Origin of the sequence: Vibrio sp. Vb0888 (assembly GCF_033338835.1) — a bacterium.
Lineage (GTDB): Bacteria > Pseudomonadota > Gammaproteobacteria > Enterobacterales > Vibrionaceae > Vibrio > Vibrio alginolyticus.
Genome location: NZ_JAWOTL010000006.1, coordinates 269,129 through 285,223 on the forward strand (window position 1 = coordinate 269,129; position 16,095 = coordinate 285,223).

Consider the following 16,095-nt stretch of genomic DNA (forward strand, 5'->3'; position numbering starts at 1 on the left):
TGGCAAGGCGAAATTTTGGAATAAAGCACAAACATATTGAGGTAGGTTCTTGGTCCCGTTAAGAGGGAAGGTTACAATGGTGGCGTCTTTCCTCAATACGTGAACCTCATGTCTTCTGCTGTTAATAAGAATGCTGCGATCACTGCTTCAAATCTGTCAAAAACGTCATCTAAATCAATGCTTCGTAAGTGGCTAGAGCGTTCTCTCATGCTTATAGCGATAGTTGGAACCGTTGTCGTGTGCATGCTGTATAGTGATTTGATTACTCGAACCATTAATCCGCCCATTCCCAAATCGACAATTTATGGTCGCTGGGTTGAGCAAGATGTTGCGCCTTATGCTCGTGAAGAATTTGTGTTGAGTGAGCGCGGTGTTACCGTAAATGGTTCTACAGTGGCGACCAGTTTTGAATTCGATGGGGATTCGTTTTCGTATCGAGTGGGTTCAAATGAGCGGCACTTCAATTTTGTGGGTAAGCAGCATGCAGAAATGAAGCTGGATGCCAATGATCATTATCTACCTGTATTCCGTTTAGAGGGACGTGCAAGGATAGCGGTAAGATAGTCGTTTTTATTATTGTCTTTTAAGCAGAGCTCTCTTGCGTCTGTGAGCCATATGGATGATCACAATTTCATCTCTCAATCAGTAAATTTTACTTCCAAACATAATCCGGACAATTCCGTAATTCTTCCGCTGTTATCATGTTGCATTAACTGAATGAATTTACAACGAGTAAACGGATTGGCTTAGCGTTGAAACATTTTGTCGTTGCTTTTCAATTGCACCGTATGCATTTGTTTGCCATCCTTTTGCTATTCTCTTTTACGGAAAAGACACGTGTTAAAAAAACTCCTTCCTATTATCTCTTTGAGCCTACTCTTTGGCTGTGCTCAACAAAATGATCGTGCTCAGCAATATCTTGATGGTGAGTTTCCTCAGATCCTCAATCAAGTGGATGTGGTTGAGTCTAACAAACCACGCGATTTTACTGAATTTAACAAGCAAGCTGAGCAAGTGGTGATAAAGTCACCATCCATGGCGAAGATATACCAACCGCTATATCAACGATTAAGTGAGTGGGCGCAACAGAGCGGAGATACCAGTGCGTTGAGTGCGTTTGGCATTCAAGCCGCGCAATTGGGTGGTGGTGATAAAAAAGGTAATGTGCTGTTTACCGGATACTTTTCTCCCGTGATGGAACTGCGTCATACACCAAACGACATTTTTAAGTACCCAGTTTATGGCAAGCCAAACTGCTCATCAGATTGTCCGACTCGCGCGGAGATCTACAACGGGGCATTAGATGGCCAAGGTTTAGTGCTAGGTTATGCACCTAACCGTATTGACCCGTTTATGATGGAAGTGCAGGGCAGTGGCTATGTGCATTTTGAAGATGATGATACGTTGGAGTACTTCGCGTACGCAGGGAAAAATAATAAAGCTTACGTTAGTATTGGCCGCATTTTGATTGAACGTGGTGAAGTGCCGCGTGAAAAAATGTCTCTCAAAGCGATTAAAGAATGGGTAATGGACAACGACGACGCAACAGTACGCGAGTTGTTGGAGCAAAACCCTTCTTACGTCTTCTTTGCGCCAAAAGCGGAAGCGCCAGTAACGGGATCGGCTGGTATTCCTTTGTTGCCAATGGCCGCGGTCGCGGGTGACCGTTCTATCTTACCAATGGGGACTCCAATCTTGGCGGAAGTGCCACTGCTGAATGCCGATGGTACGTGGAGTGGTGCGCATCAACTGCGAATGCTGATCGTTTTAGACACTGGTGGTGCTGTAAAACAGAACCATTTGGATCTGTATCATGGCATTGGTGCGAGAGCAGGAACGGAAGCAGGGCACTACAAGCATTTTGGTCGAGTTTGGAAACTTGGGCTGGAAAACTCACCAACTCAAGCGCCTTGGGCTTTGCCGCCAGAAAAGCTACAATAGCCATCCAAGAAAGAGGAACCGCCTCTTATCTAGACATTTCATCAAAGAGTGCGTATAAATCGCACTCTTTGTTTTTCTATCGATCATCTGGACTTCAATATGCGTGAACTCGATACCCCAGCATCTGACAGCTACAATCAACGCTTTGGCGGCACTCGTCGTCTTTATGGCAACAGCGAAGTAGACATTCTTCGCGCTGCACACGTTTGTGTGATTGGTATTGGTGGCGTAGGTTCATGGGCGGTGGAAGCGCTGGCTCGTACGGGGATCGGTGAGTTGACTCTGATTGATATGGACGATGTTTGTGTCACGAATATTAACCGCCAAATTCATGCGATGACGGGCACCGTTGGCCAAAGCAAAATTGAAGTTATGGCCGAGCGTGTCAAATTGATCAACCCAGAGTGTAAAGTCAATCTGATTGATGATTTCATCACGCCAGACAATCAACATGAGTACTTAAGCAAAGAGTTTGATTACGTGCTAGATGCGATTGACAGCGTAAAAGCGAAGGCGTCTTTGTTGGCGTATTGCCGCAGCAACAAGATCAAAGTGATCACTACGGGGGGCGCTGGTGGTCAGGTTGACCCAACGCAGATCATGGTCGCTGATTTAACGAAAACGATCCAAGATCCTCTAGCGAAGAAAATCAAAGACACCTTGCGTCGTCATCATAACTTCCCTAAGAATCCGGCTCGTAAGTTTGGTATTGATTGCGTGTTTTCAACCGAGCAGCTGAAGTACCCTCAAGCAGACGGTTCAGTGTGTGGTGTGAAGTCGACAGCGGAAGGCCCAAAACGTATGGATTGTGCTAGCGGTTTTGGTGCGGCGACTGTGGTAACTGCAACGTTTGGCTTTGTCGCGGTATCGCGAATCGTTGAGAAGTTGATTTCAAAATATAAGAAGTAAACTAGAAGAAGAGCGCATCATGACAGATTTTCCCGTTTCTCCATTTGGTACAGATATCACCAGCGAAGACATTGTAGCGACTATGCAGCAATTTCAAGGCTGGGAAGATCGCTACCGTCAGGTTATTCAGTGGGGTAAAAAGCTGCCACAAATACCAGAAGAGCTGAAATCAGAACAAGTTACCGTTTCGGGTTGTGAAAGCTTGGTGTGGTTAGTGAGCCAAGAGCAAGATGGCGTTTGGCATTTTTGTGCGGACTCCGATGCGCGTATCGTCCGTGGATTGATTGCCTTGGTGATGGCGGCTTATGACGGAAAAACGGCCGATCAAATTCAAGCATTTGATATTGATGCTTATTTTGGTCAACTGGGGCTTGTCTCCCATTTAAGCCCGTCACGTGGTAATGGCTTGAAAGCTATTGTAGAGCAGATTAAGCAAACCGCCGTGTAACGAGTCATTTTCCCAATTCTTAAAAACGCCGAATAACCTAGCTGTTTGGCGCTTTTTTGTATCTGAGTTGAGACATTTTTTGCATATGGATAAAAAGTATGCAAATAGTCGACTATTTTAGTGTTAATTAACCTTTCTATTGATCCTGGTTCATTATATTGCCCACTTGGTTTTTATAAACTCAATTGTATTTAAAATTTGTCTATATTAGATAGTAGACATATGCCTCATTCGCTCCTGTTCCCCAATGCTGACACGCATTTGGAGGCGATTGGGATATTTAGGTACAAACGCTAGGAACCTCCCTATATGCAATTCACCTTGGAACATGCGCAAGACGTATTATCCGGAATGCCAGACCCCACTTTTATTCTGAGTGAAGATGGTATCTATATTGATGTTTTTGGAGGAACAGATAAAAAAGCCTATCACGATGGAAGCAATTTGATAGGTAAGACACTTCACAGCGTACTTGAAAAAGATAAAGCCGACTGGTTTATCGAGCAGATCAGTCGATCACTGAAACAAGACAGTATTGTGACGATCGAGTACAAGATGTGCGCCGACAGCATTCAGGGAATAGATGCCAACAGTGGACCAAGAGGCGACCTATACTACGAAGGCAAGATCTGCCCACTCGCTATAAAATACCGGGGTCGTCGCGTTGTCCTTATTCTTACACGCAACATCTCCAATCGCCACCGAGTTGAAACCCTTCTTCGCCATCAAAGCCAAATAGATGCTCTCACCAATATCTACAACCGACGTGTTTTTTTCGAAAAGCTCACAGAAGAAGTTATTAAATCCCAAGCTCCAGATTATCACTCCGTGTTGTTATTGTTTGATTTGGACTTTTTTAAAGTCATCAATGATAAACGTGGTCATGATGCGGGGGATTATGTCTTAGAGACGTTAGCTGATTTGGTTTCTCACTTACTCGTCAAAGACGAAATTTTCGCAAGAGTCGGAGGGGAGGAGTTTGCGATTATTTTGCCAGAAACTTCTCTGTCGGCGGCGAAAGAGGTAGGAGAGGAAGTACGTTCCCACATTCAAAATTGTCAGTTCGAATTTGAAAAGATTGAAATTCCGGTCACGGTGAGTGTAGGCGTGGTGGAAATAGGCAGAAATGAAACCACCAAACGTTTGTATGCGCATGCAGATAAAGCGCTTTATGCTGCGAAAAGAAATGGCAGAAATTGCGTGGCGACTCTGGATAGGCAGATGGAGTAACCTTGTTGGTTACTCCAAATCAAACCGTTGGCGTTATAGCATGTCGACGGCTTTTTCAACGGCGGCGATGAGTCTTTCCACATCGCTCGTCGTGTTATAAATACCAAAAGAGACGCGTACCGTGCCTTTCACATTTAGCGCATCCATCAATGGGTGAGCGCAGTGGTGTCCTGCTCGTACCGCAATGCCTTGTTGATCGAGCAGCGTCGCAATATCTTGGTGATGAACGCCGTCCATTACGAAGGTCAGTACAGAGGCATTCGGTTGATAGCCTAGAATATGGATGTCATCCAAAGCGCTTAGTGCTTGGTAGGCCTTATCCTGAAGCGCATGGAGATGAGTCTCTACTTCGTGATGGTCAAAACCTTGGTACCACTCAATGGCTTTCGCTAGAGCAATCGCGCCCGCAACGTTTGGTGTGCCCGCTTCAAATTTTCCAGGAAGTGCAGAAAACGTCGTTTTTTCGAAAGAAACGCGTTCAACCATTTTACCGCCGCCGTGCCATGGTGGCATGGCTTCCAAAAGTTCAAGCTTGCCGTATAAAACCCCAATGCCTGCTGGTGCATAAAGTTTGTGACCTGAGAAAACGTAGAAATCGATATCTGATGCCGATAAATCAAGTTGCTCATGTACGATGCCTTGCGCGCCATCAACTACAATAACCGCGCCAACGTTGTGCGCCAGTTCAGTGATTTTTTCTATAGGTTGGCGTGTGCCTGTTACGTTGGTTATTTGCGCGCAAGCAACAATTTTACAGCGGTCAGACAGAAGCGCCTCAAATGCACTGATGTCGAACTGGCAATCTGATGTCATCGGAACTTTAATGACTTTAGCACCCGTTTGCTCTGCCACGATTTGCCAGGGCACGATGTTGGCGTGGTGCTCCATCTCGCTAATCAAGATCTCATCACCTGGTTGTAACGTGCTACGGGCGTAGGTTTGAGCAATTAAGTTCAGTGCTTCGGTTGCGCCCCGTGTCCAAATGATCTCTTTAGAGCTGTTTGCACCAATAAAGCTTGCCACTCGTTCTCGTGCCGCTTCAAATTGGCTGGTGGCATTAGCCGTTAAACTATGGCTGCCACGGTGAACATTGGCATTTTGCGCACTGTAGTAATGACTGATGACATTAATCACACATTGCGGTTTTTGCGTTGTCGCTGCGCTATCTAGATACACTAAGGGCGTATCGTTGACGGATTGGTTTAGAGCAGGAAATTGCTCGCGTACAGCATTTACGTCAAACATTATTCCTCACCAAGCTTGTGGTAGTGCAGAGTAGGCAGAGGGATCATTGGTTCAGCAACTGACCATGCGTGTTTTTTACCTGAGAGTTGAATGATTACTTCCATCGCGAACTCTAAAGCTGTACCCGGACCTTGACTGGTGATCAGGTTGTGGTTGATATCAAAGGTCACGCGTTTGCTGCGCCACTTCTCTTCCGGGATATGTGACTGAAAGCTCGGGTGACAGGTCATCAGTGATTGTGGGAAAAGATCATGGTGTTGCAATACCAACGCCGGTGCTGCGCAGATAGCAGCGACCAATTTTCCCTCGTAGATGTGCTGCTTAAGGATTTCTATCATCACCGTGCTATCACGAAAAATTTCTGCACCACCAACACCACCAGAAAGCGCTATGGCGTCAAACTCATCATCAGCGATATCGACTAGCTTACAATCGGCAGTTAGTGTGACTCCGCGAGAAGCTTTCATCGTCAATGAGCCATCAAAAGCAGCACTCGCTACTGTAACGTCATAACCCGCGCGAACCATCATGTCGATAACGGTGACGGCTTCCATTTCTTCGGTGCCTGGAGCTATTGGCACTAAGATTTTCTTACTCATTGTTCTGTCCAGCTTTGTTCTATTTGTTTGATGCGTTGGTAAAGTTTTAAATTCTCAGGCGTATTGATACGATGTTTCTCGGCAGCCTTTAACAAGTATCCGGTTATAAAATCAATTTCCGTTCGACGTTGATGGAATACGTCTTGCCTCATTGAAGAATAGTTCTCAGCTGTGGCGTTCACCACTTGCATTACCGTATCGAAAAGAGAGCGAAACTCGATAGCAATACCTTCTTTACTCATTACTTCAACCAGTTCTTGAGTGATGCTTTCGAGTTGTATCTTAAACTCGGGCTGCGCAAGCTCACCATTCTTACACTGGTGAATCGCAGTCAGTGGGTTAATCGCGCAGTTAATTGCTAACTTAGTCCATAACGCAGATTGGATGTGTGGATTCCAAATGACCTCTGGAAGAGCATGATGCATAACATCTTGCAGAAAAGCGCACTGCATTCCTTTGTCATTATAACCACCCGCTTGCGTTGTTCCGTGACCGGTATGCAATACGTGTTGGTTATCTGGTTTGTATGCGCCGTGCGTCGTTGTTGCGAGCACTATCGGATTGTTTGGCACAACCTTCTCCAAGGCAGAGGCAGTACCCATACCATTGTGCATCAGCATGATAATCGTGTCTGTATTGATATGAGGGAGCAAAGGCTGAATGGCGTCTTCCACTTGCCAAGCTTTTACCGTGATCAAAATGAGATCTGCTTTATTTACGGAGGAAATATCTTGATTACTGAATACGATTGCGGGTGTGTCATCCAACTGAAGTGATTGTTGGCTTTCAGAACTTCTTCCCCACAATGAAACATTGTGCCCGGCAAGCTTAAATTTTGTTGCCCAGAGTGAGCCCACCGCACCTGGACCGAGGATAAGGATATTCACCAAACGCTCTCATTAAAAAGGTTTGCTGCAAGGATAATGAGGGAAAAAAGGAAAGCAAATAAAAATGGCGCCGAAAGGCGCCATTTTTGAGCAAACTTAGTGGTTCAATTAGAACTTGTAAGTTACAGCAAGGTAGTGGCCAAAGCCAGTTGACTTGAACCCATCAGTATCTTTGATACCGTACACGTCTTTGTAACCTTTTAGACCGTAACCCACTGCGAAGCGGTCTGAGTGCCAGTAGATACCGTTGAACATTGCACCACCGTTTGACGCGGTTGAACCAAACTTGTTACCAGCATCATCATCCATACCGAATTGGTAATCGATGTAGCCTTGGTAAGAAATGAATGAACCGTTCTCGAAGAAGTAGAATGGTTTGAACCAGTTAGTCGAGATTTGGAAACCGTTCCAATCCTTTTTGTTGCCGTCGTAAGTGCCGTATAGGTTAACACCAACTTTACCAAACCAAGGAACCATTACGTCAGAACCTAGACCGATTTTTTGAGAGTTAACACCAGAGTTACCACCCCACTCGATTAGAGTTGCAACGTATAGCTCTTGAACTGGACCGAAAGATAGGTCTTTACCAGTTACCGCATCTAGAGACATACGTGGAGCGAATTTCATAAAGATCTTCTCTGCGCCAGCTTTGTCGCTACCTGGATCAGAAGTTAGGTTGAATACATCAACGTAGCCGTAAAGGTCGAAGATACCAGAGCGGCCGCCGAATTCCATTTCTAGGTAGTCGTGTGAAGACTCACCTGGAAGTTCGTCAAATGCACCCATTAGGTTAAATTGCATCCACTTGTAATCGTTTTTGTGAATATCGCCGTCAGAGTAATCTGCCGCCATAACTGGAGCTGAAGTAGCCGCTAGAAGGCTAAGAGCTAAAAGTGATTTACGCATAAGGGGACTCTCTATGTTTGTAATGATTCAGAACACGCAATCTGTGCTGCGCTTTCCAATTGGCGGGAATAATAGCGATAAAAATCCCAAATGAAAGTGATAAAGGGTGCAAAATGAAACGTTTTTGGTGAGTTGCATCACGAAATTATCTTTATTTACGGAACTTTTTGTTTGTTGCATTTTATTGCAATAAATGTGTGATTTGGATCGTTTGCGTGAGCGATTTTATGACTTTTTAAGCCAGTCGATTAACCAACATAAATCGTTAGTGATCGGAGTGATAAGGGATTCGTATGTATCCGTGAATCAAAGAGGACGTTTGAATGAAAGAAGTCATGTTATTCCCACTCACTTCAGTTGTACTCCCTGAAGGTAAAATGAATCTGCGCATTTTTGAGCCACGATATAAGCGAATGGTAAAGGAATGCAGTCTACAAAATGTGGGTTTTGGAGTTTGCCTAGTAGGAAGTGAAGGTGACCCTAAAGACGTGGGTAACGTTTCATCTATCGGAACTTTGGTCAGGATTGTTGATTTTGAAACACTCAGTGATGGTCTTCTTGGTATTACAGTCGCTGGTGAGAAACGCTTTGTTGTCAAACGAGTTCGTGCAGATGCGGACGGCTTACGCCATGCAGAGGTCGAATGGTTAGACAATTGGCAACATCCAGACAACTCACCAGATTTCTTCTATTTAAGCCAGCAGTTATCCCATGTTTATGAAGAGTTTCCTCAACTTGGAAACCTCTACCAGCATCGTTTTTACGATGACTCAGCTTGGGTGACCCAGCGCTGGCTTGAATTACTTCCTTTAGACTGCAATCTGTTCGAACAGCTCGTTGGCGCAGAGAACTGCATTCCTGCGTTGCAATTTCTGACAGAAGCCATAGAAGCCCCGACTAACAAAGAGGCAAGGATATGAAAGGATTTGGCAGAGCTGCGCTAACTATGGTGGCGGCATTAGGACTGGCGGCGTGTGGCTCCGACAGTGACACTATCGAGTATTCCAATTTACAAGCAGTGCACGCGTCTTCTGACGCGCCGCTTGCAAATGTGTGGATCAACGATAAACCATCATTAACGAATGTTGATTATGGTGTGGGATCTGGCTACGTTAAATTGCGAGAGGGGATGAATTCGATTCAGGTCGATGTTCAGCTCCCAGGTAATGAAACCGCGACCGTAATACCTAAAACAGAACTAGATCTTGATTCCGACCTCAATTATAACGTGTTCGTTGTTGGCGATGCCGATGGTTCGCCAAACCCAGTTGAGCCTTTAGTTGTGACTCGCAGCGCCGATTCAATGGCTGATGCCAATAGTCTAGATGTTCAAGTTGTTCATGCAGCTTCAGGCGTTCCTGCTGTTGATCTTTATGTCACTGAGCCAGGTGTTGCTCTTGCTAGCGCGACTCCAATAACTAACCTTGCTTACAAAGCTTCTACCGACGTATTGAACATCCCAGCTGGTGAGTATCAAGTTCGACTTGCCGTAGGAGACAGCGTTGCTTTTGACTCCGGCACAGTACCTCTTGCGGCTAATTCCAACTTGACGATTGCCGCTATCGGCACAGGAGATTCGAATAGCACGTCACCTGTCAAACTCTTGGTGTTGGACGGTTCGGGCTCTTCTATAATTGAAGATATGGGCAGCCAAGCTGAAGTAAGAGTCGGACACCTTGTCGATGGAGCGCCAGTCGTCGATGTTAACGTTAACGGGGCGGCCTTCGCTCCTCTTGCCGACTTAGCGTTCAAAGAGATTCGTGGTTATTTGGATCTTGCTGCTGGCGCTTACGATATTGACGTTTACGTGGATGGCACAACAACCAATCCGATCATAGATGTTGACGGGTTAATGGTTGCAGGTGGAATGGATTACAGTGTTTATGCAGTCGGTGTTGTTAGCCCAGCGATTGATATCGAAGCTCTGGTTGTTGAAGATATGAGACGCGCTGTGGCGACTAGCGCGACATTGAATGTGACACACGCTGCGGCTAATCCTATAGCGGAAATGGTGGATATTTACCTCACTACGAGTGCAGGAATAGATGGAAGTGATCCAACTATTGCTAATTTTGCGTATAAAAATAGCGCACAAGGATTATATGTCGCTGAAGGTACATATTATGTAACGGTAACAGTGGCTGGTAACCCAAGTATTGTTGCGGTTGACTCAGCACCAGTCAATGTAATGAACGGTGTTGTGTACCAAGTCGTTGCCATTGATGATGGGAACAACGGTGGTTTCAACTTGTTGGTCGATGACGTGACCGATTAGGACGAATGGGAGGAGGAGACTCCTCCCACAAATTAAGGCCGATTATGATGAGTGATAGCCCGAAAAAACTGGGGCGCAGTGATTGGAACGATTACATGGATAAAGTGAAGGCTCGAGACAAAGATGCGTTCGCTTTTGTATTCCGTTTTTACGCACCCAAGCTGAAGCAATTCGCTTACAAACATGTTGGTAATGAGCAAGTTGCTATGGAGATGGTGCAAGAGACCATGGCGACAGTTTGGCAGAAAGCGCACCTCTATGATGGTGAAAAGAGCGCGTTATCGACTTGGATATATACCATAATCCGAAACCTTTGTTTTGATTTGCTGAGAAAACAGAAAGGTAAGGAATTACACATTCATTCTGATGACATTTGGCCGTCAGAGTATTATCCACCTGATCTTGTTGATCACTATTCACCAGAACAAGATATGTTGAAAGAACAGGTGGTTAAGTTTTTAGATATATTACCGAAAAACCAGAGAGATGTTTTACAAGCGGTATATCTTGAAGAGCTACCTCATCAACAGGTCGCGGAATTATTTGATATACCCCTCGGTACTGTAAAATCCAGGCTGAGGCTTGCAGTAGAAAAGCTAAGGCATTCAATGCATACGGAGCAACTATGAACAAACACCCAGATAACAGCTTGTTAGAAGCATACGCTTCGGGAAGCATTGATGCGGTTTCTGGTCTTGTGGTCGCAACCCATTTAGAAACATGCACCAAGTGCCGAGCTTATGTGAACCAAGTCGAAGCAAGTCAAGCGAACATCGTAAGTGACATACCTTCTGAGTATGTTTCTGAATTTGACGACATGTTTAATGACATCATCAATGCGGAGCCAGCGACTGATAATATCGTGATCCGCGACTCTGCTGCTGTTAATGTCGCAGGAAAAAGTTTCGCTCTTCCTAAAACTCTAGCGCGTTTCTCTGACCTCGTAGGGTCATGGAGAAGTTACGGAGGCAAGGTTTTTAGTGCTCAGATTGACCTAGGGGAAGACGCTCGTGTCAGCTTAATGTACATCGGGGAAGATGTGCAAATTCCTCAACATACGCACAAAGGCCTGGAGTCTACATTGATCCTGCATGGCGGATTTAGTGACGAGGATGGCCAATATGAAGAGGGCGATTTGATGATTAGAGACGCATCAGTGAAGCACAGCCCTTACACTAAGGCCGGAGAAGACTGCTTGTGTTTAACCGTATTGACTGAGCCGATGATCTTTACTCAAGGCGTGGCACGTATATTTAATATGTTTGGTAAAGGGTTATACCCATAGACCTCTTATCTTATATCTCGCAAAACAAAAACCACCGAATTCGGTGGTTTTTTATATGTTTCGTTAATGCTTGTGACGTGCTTTTTCCAATAGAGCATCAAAGTAATGTCGTAGCGAGTACAACATAATCAAGCTTGGCACGACCATGACAGCGGTAAGCACGAAGAATGTGCTCCAATCATTAAGATAATCCACTAGCTCGCCACTGAAAGAAGCAAGAGTCGTCCGTCCGAAGTTTCCTAGAGAAGCAAGCAACGCATACTGAGTTGCCGAAAATGCTTGTCCGGTTAGAATCGTCAAAAATGAAACAAAAGCGACAGTTGAGAAAGCAGTCGTAAAGTTATCGACAATAATCGTGGCTAAGTACAAGTGCTCGTTTGGGCCTACCGAAGCAATCCAAGCAAACATCAAGTTACTGGCAGACATAGCAATACCACCGATCATTAATCCACGTACAATACCAAACCTAACGTTGAACATGCTTCCGACAAAAGTAAAGAAGATGGTGGCTCCCCAACCAATCAGTTTGGAGTAATAGCCAATTTGTTCATTGCTAAAACCAATATCTTTGTAGAACGCGATCGACATCCTGCCCAAAAACGCTTCGCCAATTTTAAATAGGAAAACGAACAGCAACAGAGTAATCGCGACACGGACACCATTGCGATTAAAGAAATCAAGGAAAGGTTCCACAACAGTCACGGTAAACCAAGCTACGACTTTCGAACCAACCACTTCTTTGTGGCGTTGTTCAGCGGCAGACTGAAGTTGTTCGCGTTGAGTCTTAGGTTCACCGACTAAAATCGTAAAGACCATTAGAATGCCGACTATCACCGCCATCCCGTAATACACACCATTCCAACCGACACTGTCAGCATTAACAAACGCTAAATAACCCGGTAGTGAATAACCTGTCCACCAGCCAATGACCGCCATTGCAGAAGCTTGAGGCAGTTTAGACTCTTCTGACTTTGGGAAAGTATCAATACGAAAAGCATCAATTGCGATGTCTTGTGTCGCTGAAGCCGTTGCAATACACAAGGCGAGTAGTGACGCAAACACCAAGTTTTCCGCTGGATTAACACCGGCAATAAATAGGGTAGCGACGAGTACGATACTTTGACAAAAGAAAATCCAGCTACGTCTTTGCCCCAGCAGTCTAAAGAGGACTGGCAGCTTCACGCGGTCAACCAGAGGTGCCCACAGAAAGTTGATCGCATAGACCGCAAAAACGCTACCAAAATAGCCAATTGCGGAGAGGGTCAAGCCGGCATCTTTTAGCCAACCTGACATGTTTGAACCGATAAGAACCCACGGAAAGCCGCTAGAGCAGCCCAGCATGAAAACCCACATGAGTCGTTTATCGAGGTAACTTTTTACCGTTTCCAACCAAGTGATGGAAGGTAATGAAGACATAAATCAATCCAATAAAATGAAGCCGTTGAAAGAGAAAGCCCTTCGATTATTCAAAGGGCTTATCGTTTTGGCTATTTAAGTAGTGTAGCTTTGGTGATGACGATTTGCGTCTCTGGTACATCACGCATTCGGCCTACCGTCGTGGTCGGCTGCTGAGCCATTTTCTGGATAACGTCGAACCCCTCAGTAACCTCACCAAATACAGCATAACCTGGTGGTCGAGCGCCATAGTTGAGAAAGTCATTGTCGACTAAGTTGACGAAAAACTGACGAGTTGCAGAGTTTGGTGCATTGGTTCGTGCCATGGCGATGGTAGCACGGTCATTGTTTAGACCATTATTTCCTTCGTTTTTGATTGGCGCGTATGTTTTCACCATCTGCATATCTTGGTTAAAGCCGCCACCTTGTGCCATGAAGCCTGGGATAATACGATGAAAAATAGTACCCTCGTAGCTCCCATCTTCTACATATTTTAGAAAATTAGCGACAGTGATAGGTGCTTTCTCTTCGTTTAACTCAACCGTAAATGAACCAAGTGTCGTTTCAAACGCTACTTTTGGTCCAGCCCAAACGCTGCAGCTGAGTAGTGCTAAGGACAGAATCGCTTTGCGTAACATTAGAAACGCTCCTGCATGTATTGACGAAGCTCAGGGTCATTGGCAATCTCTTTAAGCGTCAATGTCACCACATCATTCAATGTCTCTTCAATATCGGCATCAGAAGCACTCAATGTGCCAGATCGCTTTGCTGTACCTGTATAAGTTTTGACTAGCTTGCCCTCAGGTGTCTCTGCTGTGATTTCCAGCACAACTTTAGCATCCATCTCATTTTCCATCACCGAATGCTTCACGTTGACCAACGCTTCTTGAACGCTCAATTCAATCGCGTTGTTGCTGTTTAGATCCGCATGGAAACCTTGAGATGAGAATTGCTTCTCTAATGCTTCTTCTAACGCAATACGTAAATTCTGTTTAGCATGAAGAGGAAGAATGTTCGAACGGCCGTTATCCACCAACGCCACGTACTGCGCTGCACGTACATCTTTGCTGGTCAAACTGTAAGTCTTGCCTTGAACAATTGGATTGGTGCTCAATGTGCTTTCTGGCATCAGGTTCAGCTGAGGTTGTTGAGGGGCTGAACACGCAGCAAGCAACGCAACCGAAGCCGCAAGTACCAATTTTCTCATTTTATTATTCCTTTTAACTATTTTGCTAAAGCTTATTTTGCGCTTAATTTAGCAGGATTTTTTGTAGCCTGTAAAATCACAAACTTATTGTTGGAAGCGATAAGTTTCACATTTTTATCGCCAAACAGACGTTTGAGTTTTGCGTCGTACCCGAGGTGACGATTTCCGATAACCAGTAAACGGCCATTTTCACTTAATACTTGTTTAGCATCGCAGAACATTTGCCAAGCAATATGATCGGTGATTGCCTGTTGTTGATGAAACGGTGGATTACACATAACCATAGAGCTGCTGCTGTGTTTAAAACCGTCCAAGCAATTGTTCGCTATGCACTGTATGTCTCTATTTTCACCAAGGTTGTCGCGTAGGTTCTGTTTTGCCGACTCAAGCGCCATAAAGCTTTCATCAACACATGTTAGCCGAGCATTTGGATTCAACTGACCAAATTTAACAGACAGAACACCATTGCCGCAGCCGAGGTCGATGACATTGTCTATTGAAGGGTCTTGAGGCAGGTGCTGCAGCATAAAGCGTGCACCTAAATCTAAACTTTCTCCTGAATAGACATTTGGCATGTTCTTGAGTTCGATATCTTCGCCATCAACGCGCCAAGTCGTGAAAGGCATTACTTCAATCGTAGGCTCAACTGTTGCTTGAGAAAACACCAATCTGTGCTTTTTCCAGGCCAAAGATGTTTTTGTTTCGCCTAAGTATTTTTCAAACAGTTTTAGCGTCGAAGTATGAATGTCTTTCGCTTTATTGACTGCAATGACGGGGCAGGAAGCCGGTAGCGCCTTTCTTAATTGGCTTAGTATCCACACTAGATGGCGGTTACTTTTGGGCAGTTGCAGCAAGACGAGATCAATATTGGCAGGAACGAGGTCCATCGTGGTGGCAAACGCTACTTTATTGCACTGGTTTTGCTCGAGATTTTGCTGTGCACCTTTATGTGAGATGAATGAATCACTCATTAGCGTTACATGGTGCTTTTCCGAAAACCAGCAGGAGAGGGCACCAAAGCTGTCATTAATCACGAGGATGTTTTGATTGTCTGGCAAAGCAAGCTCTTCAACATGATTAATAAGATACTCATCACCGGCATCCCACGCTTGTAGCGTTTCGTTACTACGTTTTGGGAAACGATGAAGTGTTAAGCTTCGCTCGTGAAGGTTCAGTTCGGTTTTCATAGCTAAATGTAAGTTGATTTAGAAATTAAGTGTTATTGTCGCAAATGATGACGTGTCGAGATACAAAAAGCTGTCAAATTTTACGAGTTCAGTGATGGCTGCTCTTTAGACATGTTCGTGGAGTCAAGCGCCTTGAGACAATATGTCTACAAAGTGCGTCAATAATGAGAGTGACGTTTGAGTGATGCATGTCTGCTTTACTTAGGTATATACTTATGGAATTCGCATCAATGAGGAACGAATATGATCCAAGAAATCATAGAGAAGAAACTACACAGTGAGCTGCAACCCAGCTATCTCAAAGTCATTAATGAGAGCTACATGCATAATGTGCCACCAGGCTCAGAGAGTCATTTCAAAGTGATTGTTGTGAGTGATTCGTTCGCGGGACAGCGTTTGATTGGGCGCCATCGTCAAGTTCATCAAATTTTGGCAGATGAACTGGACAACCACATTCATGCATTAGCTATTCATACATATACTGATGAAGAGTGGAAGCGTGAACAAGATGGCGCCCCTGATAGCCCGATGTGTATGGGTGGTGCTCACTAAAAACGCAAGATATAAAGGTGCAGAGAAAG

General features: G+C 44.9%; 18 protein-coding genes. 10 read left to right on the forward strand and 8 right to left on the reverse strand.

Features of this window, described 5'->3' with window-relative positions:
• The first annotated feature begins 108 nt into the window (after positions 1–108).
• From R7P72_RS11615 to R7P72_RS11635, 5 genes are all read left to right on the forward strand, one after another.
• Positions 109–564 carry a DUF2850 domain-containing protein gene (locus R7P72_RS11615; RefSeq protein WP_213907269.1) on the forward strand — a complete coding sequence of 152 codons (456 nt, stop codon included), beginning with the start codon at positions 109–111 and terminating at the stop codon, positions 562–564.
• A 273-nt stretch (positions 565–837) separates the two neighbouring features.
• Positions 838–1,941, forward strand: a complete 1,104-nt coding sequence (gene mltA / locus R7P72_RS11620) for a murein transglycosylase A (protein WP_005391723.1) — start codon at positions 838–840, stop codon at positions 1,939–1,941.
• A 99-nt stretch (positions 1,942–2,040) separates the two neighbouring features.
• Positions 2,041–2,850, forward strand: a complete 810-nt coding sequence (tcdA, locus tag R7P72_RS11625) for a tRNA cyclic N6-threonylcarbamoyladenosine(37) synthase TcdA (RefSeq protein ID WP_005380241.1) — start codon at positions 2,041–2,043, stop codon at positions 2,848–2,850.
• Between the two features lie 19 nt (positions 2,851–2,869).
• Positions 2,870–3,298, forward strand: a complete 429-nt coding sequence (gene csdE / locus R7P72_RS11630) for a cysteine desulfurase sulfur acceptor subunit CsdE (protein ID WP_213907268.1) — start codon at positions 2,870–2,872, stop codon at positions 3,296–3,298.
• 309 nt (positions 3,299–3,607) lie between these two features.
• Complete coding sequence (locus tag R7P72_RS11635) at positions 3,608–4,528, forward strand: sensor domain-containing diguanylate cyclase (protein ID WP_136976877.1); 921 nt, start codon at positions 3,608–3,610, stop codon at positions 4,526–4,528.
• 33 nt (positions 4,529–4,561) lie between these two features.
• On the opposite strand, the gene csdA is transcribed toward R7P72_RS11635, so the two are convergent.
• From csdA to R7P72_RS11655, 4 genes are all read right to left on the reverse strand, one after another.
• The gene (gene csdA, locus R7P72_RS11640; RefSeq protein WP_025768229.1) at positions 4,562–5,773 is read right to left on the reverse strand and encodes a cysteine desulfurase CsdA; all 1,212 of its coding nucleotides are present in this window, start codon (positions 5,771–5,773) and stop codon (positions 4,562–4,564) included.
• Positions 5,773–6,372: a DJ-1 family glyoxalase III gene (locus R7P72_RS11645; protein WP_006742560.1), complete on the reverse strand. Its 600-nt coding sequence runs from the start codon at positions 6,370–6,372 to the stop codon at positions 5,773–5,775. The genes csdA and R7P72_RS11645 overlap by 1 nt, the downstream gene beginning before the upstream one ends.
• Positions 6,369–7,259 carry a 2-dehydropantoate 2-reductase gene (panE, locus tag R7P72_RS11650; protein ID WP_017820775.1) on the reverse strand — a complete coding sequence of 297 codons (891 nt, stop codon included), beginning with the start codon at positions 7,257–7,259 and terminating at the stop codon, positions 6,369–6,371. The genes R7P72_RS11645 and panE overlap by 4 nt, the downstream gene beginning before the upstream one ends.
• Positions 7,260–7,367: 108 nt before the next feature.
• Positions 7,368–8,165, reverse strand: coding sequence for an outer membrane protein OmpK (locus R7P72_RS11655; protein WP_005385292.1), 798 nt, complete (start codon positions 8,163–8,165; stop codon positions 7,368–7,370).
• Positions 8,166–8,488: 323 nt separating this feature from the next.
• Here R7P72_RS11655 and R7P72_RS11660 point away from each other — a divergent pair, with 323 nt between their 5' ends.
• The 4 genes from R7P72_RS11660 to R7P72_RS11675 are packed head-to-tail and all read left to right on the forward strand — an operon-like array spanning position 8,489 to position 11,725.
• Positions 8,489–9,085: an LON peptidase substrate-binding domain-containing protein gene (locus R7P72_RS11660; RefSeq protein WP_005380253.1), complete on the forward strand. Its 597-nt coding sequence runs from the start codon at positions 8,489–8,491 to the stop codon at positions 9,083–9,085.
• On the forward strand, positions 9,082–10,440 hold the full coding sequence (locus R7P72_RS11665) for a DUF4397 domain-containing protein (RefSeq protein ID WP_213885659.1): 1,359 nt from the start codon (positions 9,082–9,084) through the stop codon (positions 10,438–10,440). The genes R7P72_RS11660 and R7P72_RS11665 overlap by 4 nt, the downstream gene beginning before the upstream one ends.
• Before the next feature lie 44 nt (positions 10,441–10,484).
• Positions 10,485–11,069, forward strand: a complete 585-nt coding sequence (locus tag R7P72_RS11670) for an RNA polymerase sigma factor (RefSeq protein ID WP_005380255.1) — start codon at positions 10,485–10,487, stop codon at positions 11,067–11,069.
• Positions 11,066–11,725 carry a ChrR family anti-sigma-E factor gene (locus tag R7P72_RS11675; protein WP_005380256.1) on the forward strand — a complete coding sequence of 220 codons (660 nt, stop codon included), beginning with the start codon at positions 11,066–11,068 and terminating at the stop codon, positions 11,723–11,725. Before R7P72_RS11670 ends, R7P72_RS11675 begins: the two co-directional genes overlap by 4 nt.
• A 63-nt stretch (positions 11,726–11,788) precedes the next feature.
• Here the strand turns inward: R7P72_RS11675 and R7P72_RS11680 are convergent, their stop codons facing one another.
• The 4 genes from R7P72_RS11680 to R7P72_RS11695 all read right to left on the reverse strand — a co-directional run bounded on the left by R7P72_RS11680 (position 11,789) and on the right by R7P72_RS11695 (position 15,514).
• Entirely contained in the window at positions 11,789–13,141 is a 1,353-nt protein-coding gene (locus R7P72_RS11680) for an AmpG family muropeptide MFS transporter (RefSeq protein ID WP_005380257.1), read from the reverse strand.
• A 71-nt stretch (positions 13,142–13,212) separates the two neighbouring features.
• Positions 13,213–13,758 carry a peptidylprolyl isomerase gene (locus R7P72_RS11685; RefSeq protein ID WP_005380258.1) on the reverse strand — a complete coding sequence of 182 codons (546 nt, stop codon included), beginning with the start codon at positions 13,756–13,758 and terminating at the stop codon, positions 13,213–13,215.
• The gene (locus R7P72_RS11690; RefSeq protein WP_005380259.1) at positions 13,758–14,327 is read right to left on the reverse strand and encodes a YajG family lipoprotein; all 570 of its coding nucleotides are present in this window, start codon (positions 14,325–14,327) and stop codon (positions 13,758–13,760) included. Before R7P72_RS11690 ends, R7P72_RS11685 begins: the two co-directional genes overlap by 1 nt.
• Positions 14,328–14,359: 32 nt before the next feature.
• Positions 14,360–15,514 (reverse strand): methyltransferase, encoded by a 1,155-nt coding sequence (locus tag R7P72_RS11695; RefSeq protein WP_005380260.1) that lies wholly within the window; start codon positions 15,512–15,514, stop codon positions 14,360–14,362.
• Positions 15,515–15,757: 243 nt separating this feature from the next.
• On the opposite strand from R7P72_RS11695, the gene bolA reads away from it, so the two are divergent.
• Positions 15,758–16,066, forward strand: coding sequence for a transcriptional regulator BolA (gene bolA, locus R7P72_RS11700; RefSeq protein ID WP_318110523.1), 309 nt, complete (start codon positions 15,758–15,760; stop codon positions 16,064–16,066).
• Positions 16,067–16,095 lie beyond the last annotated feature (29 nt).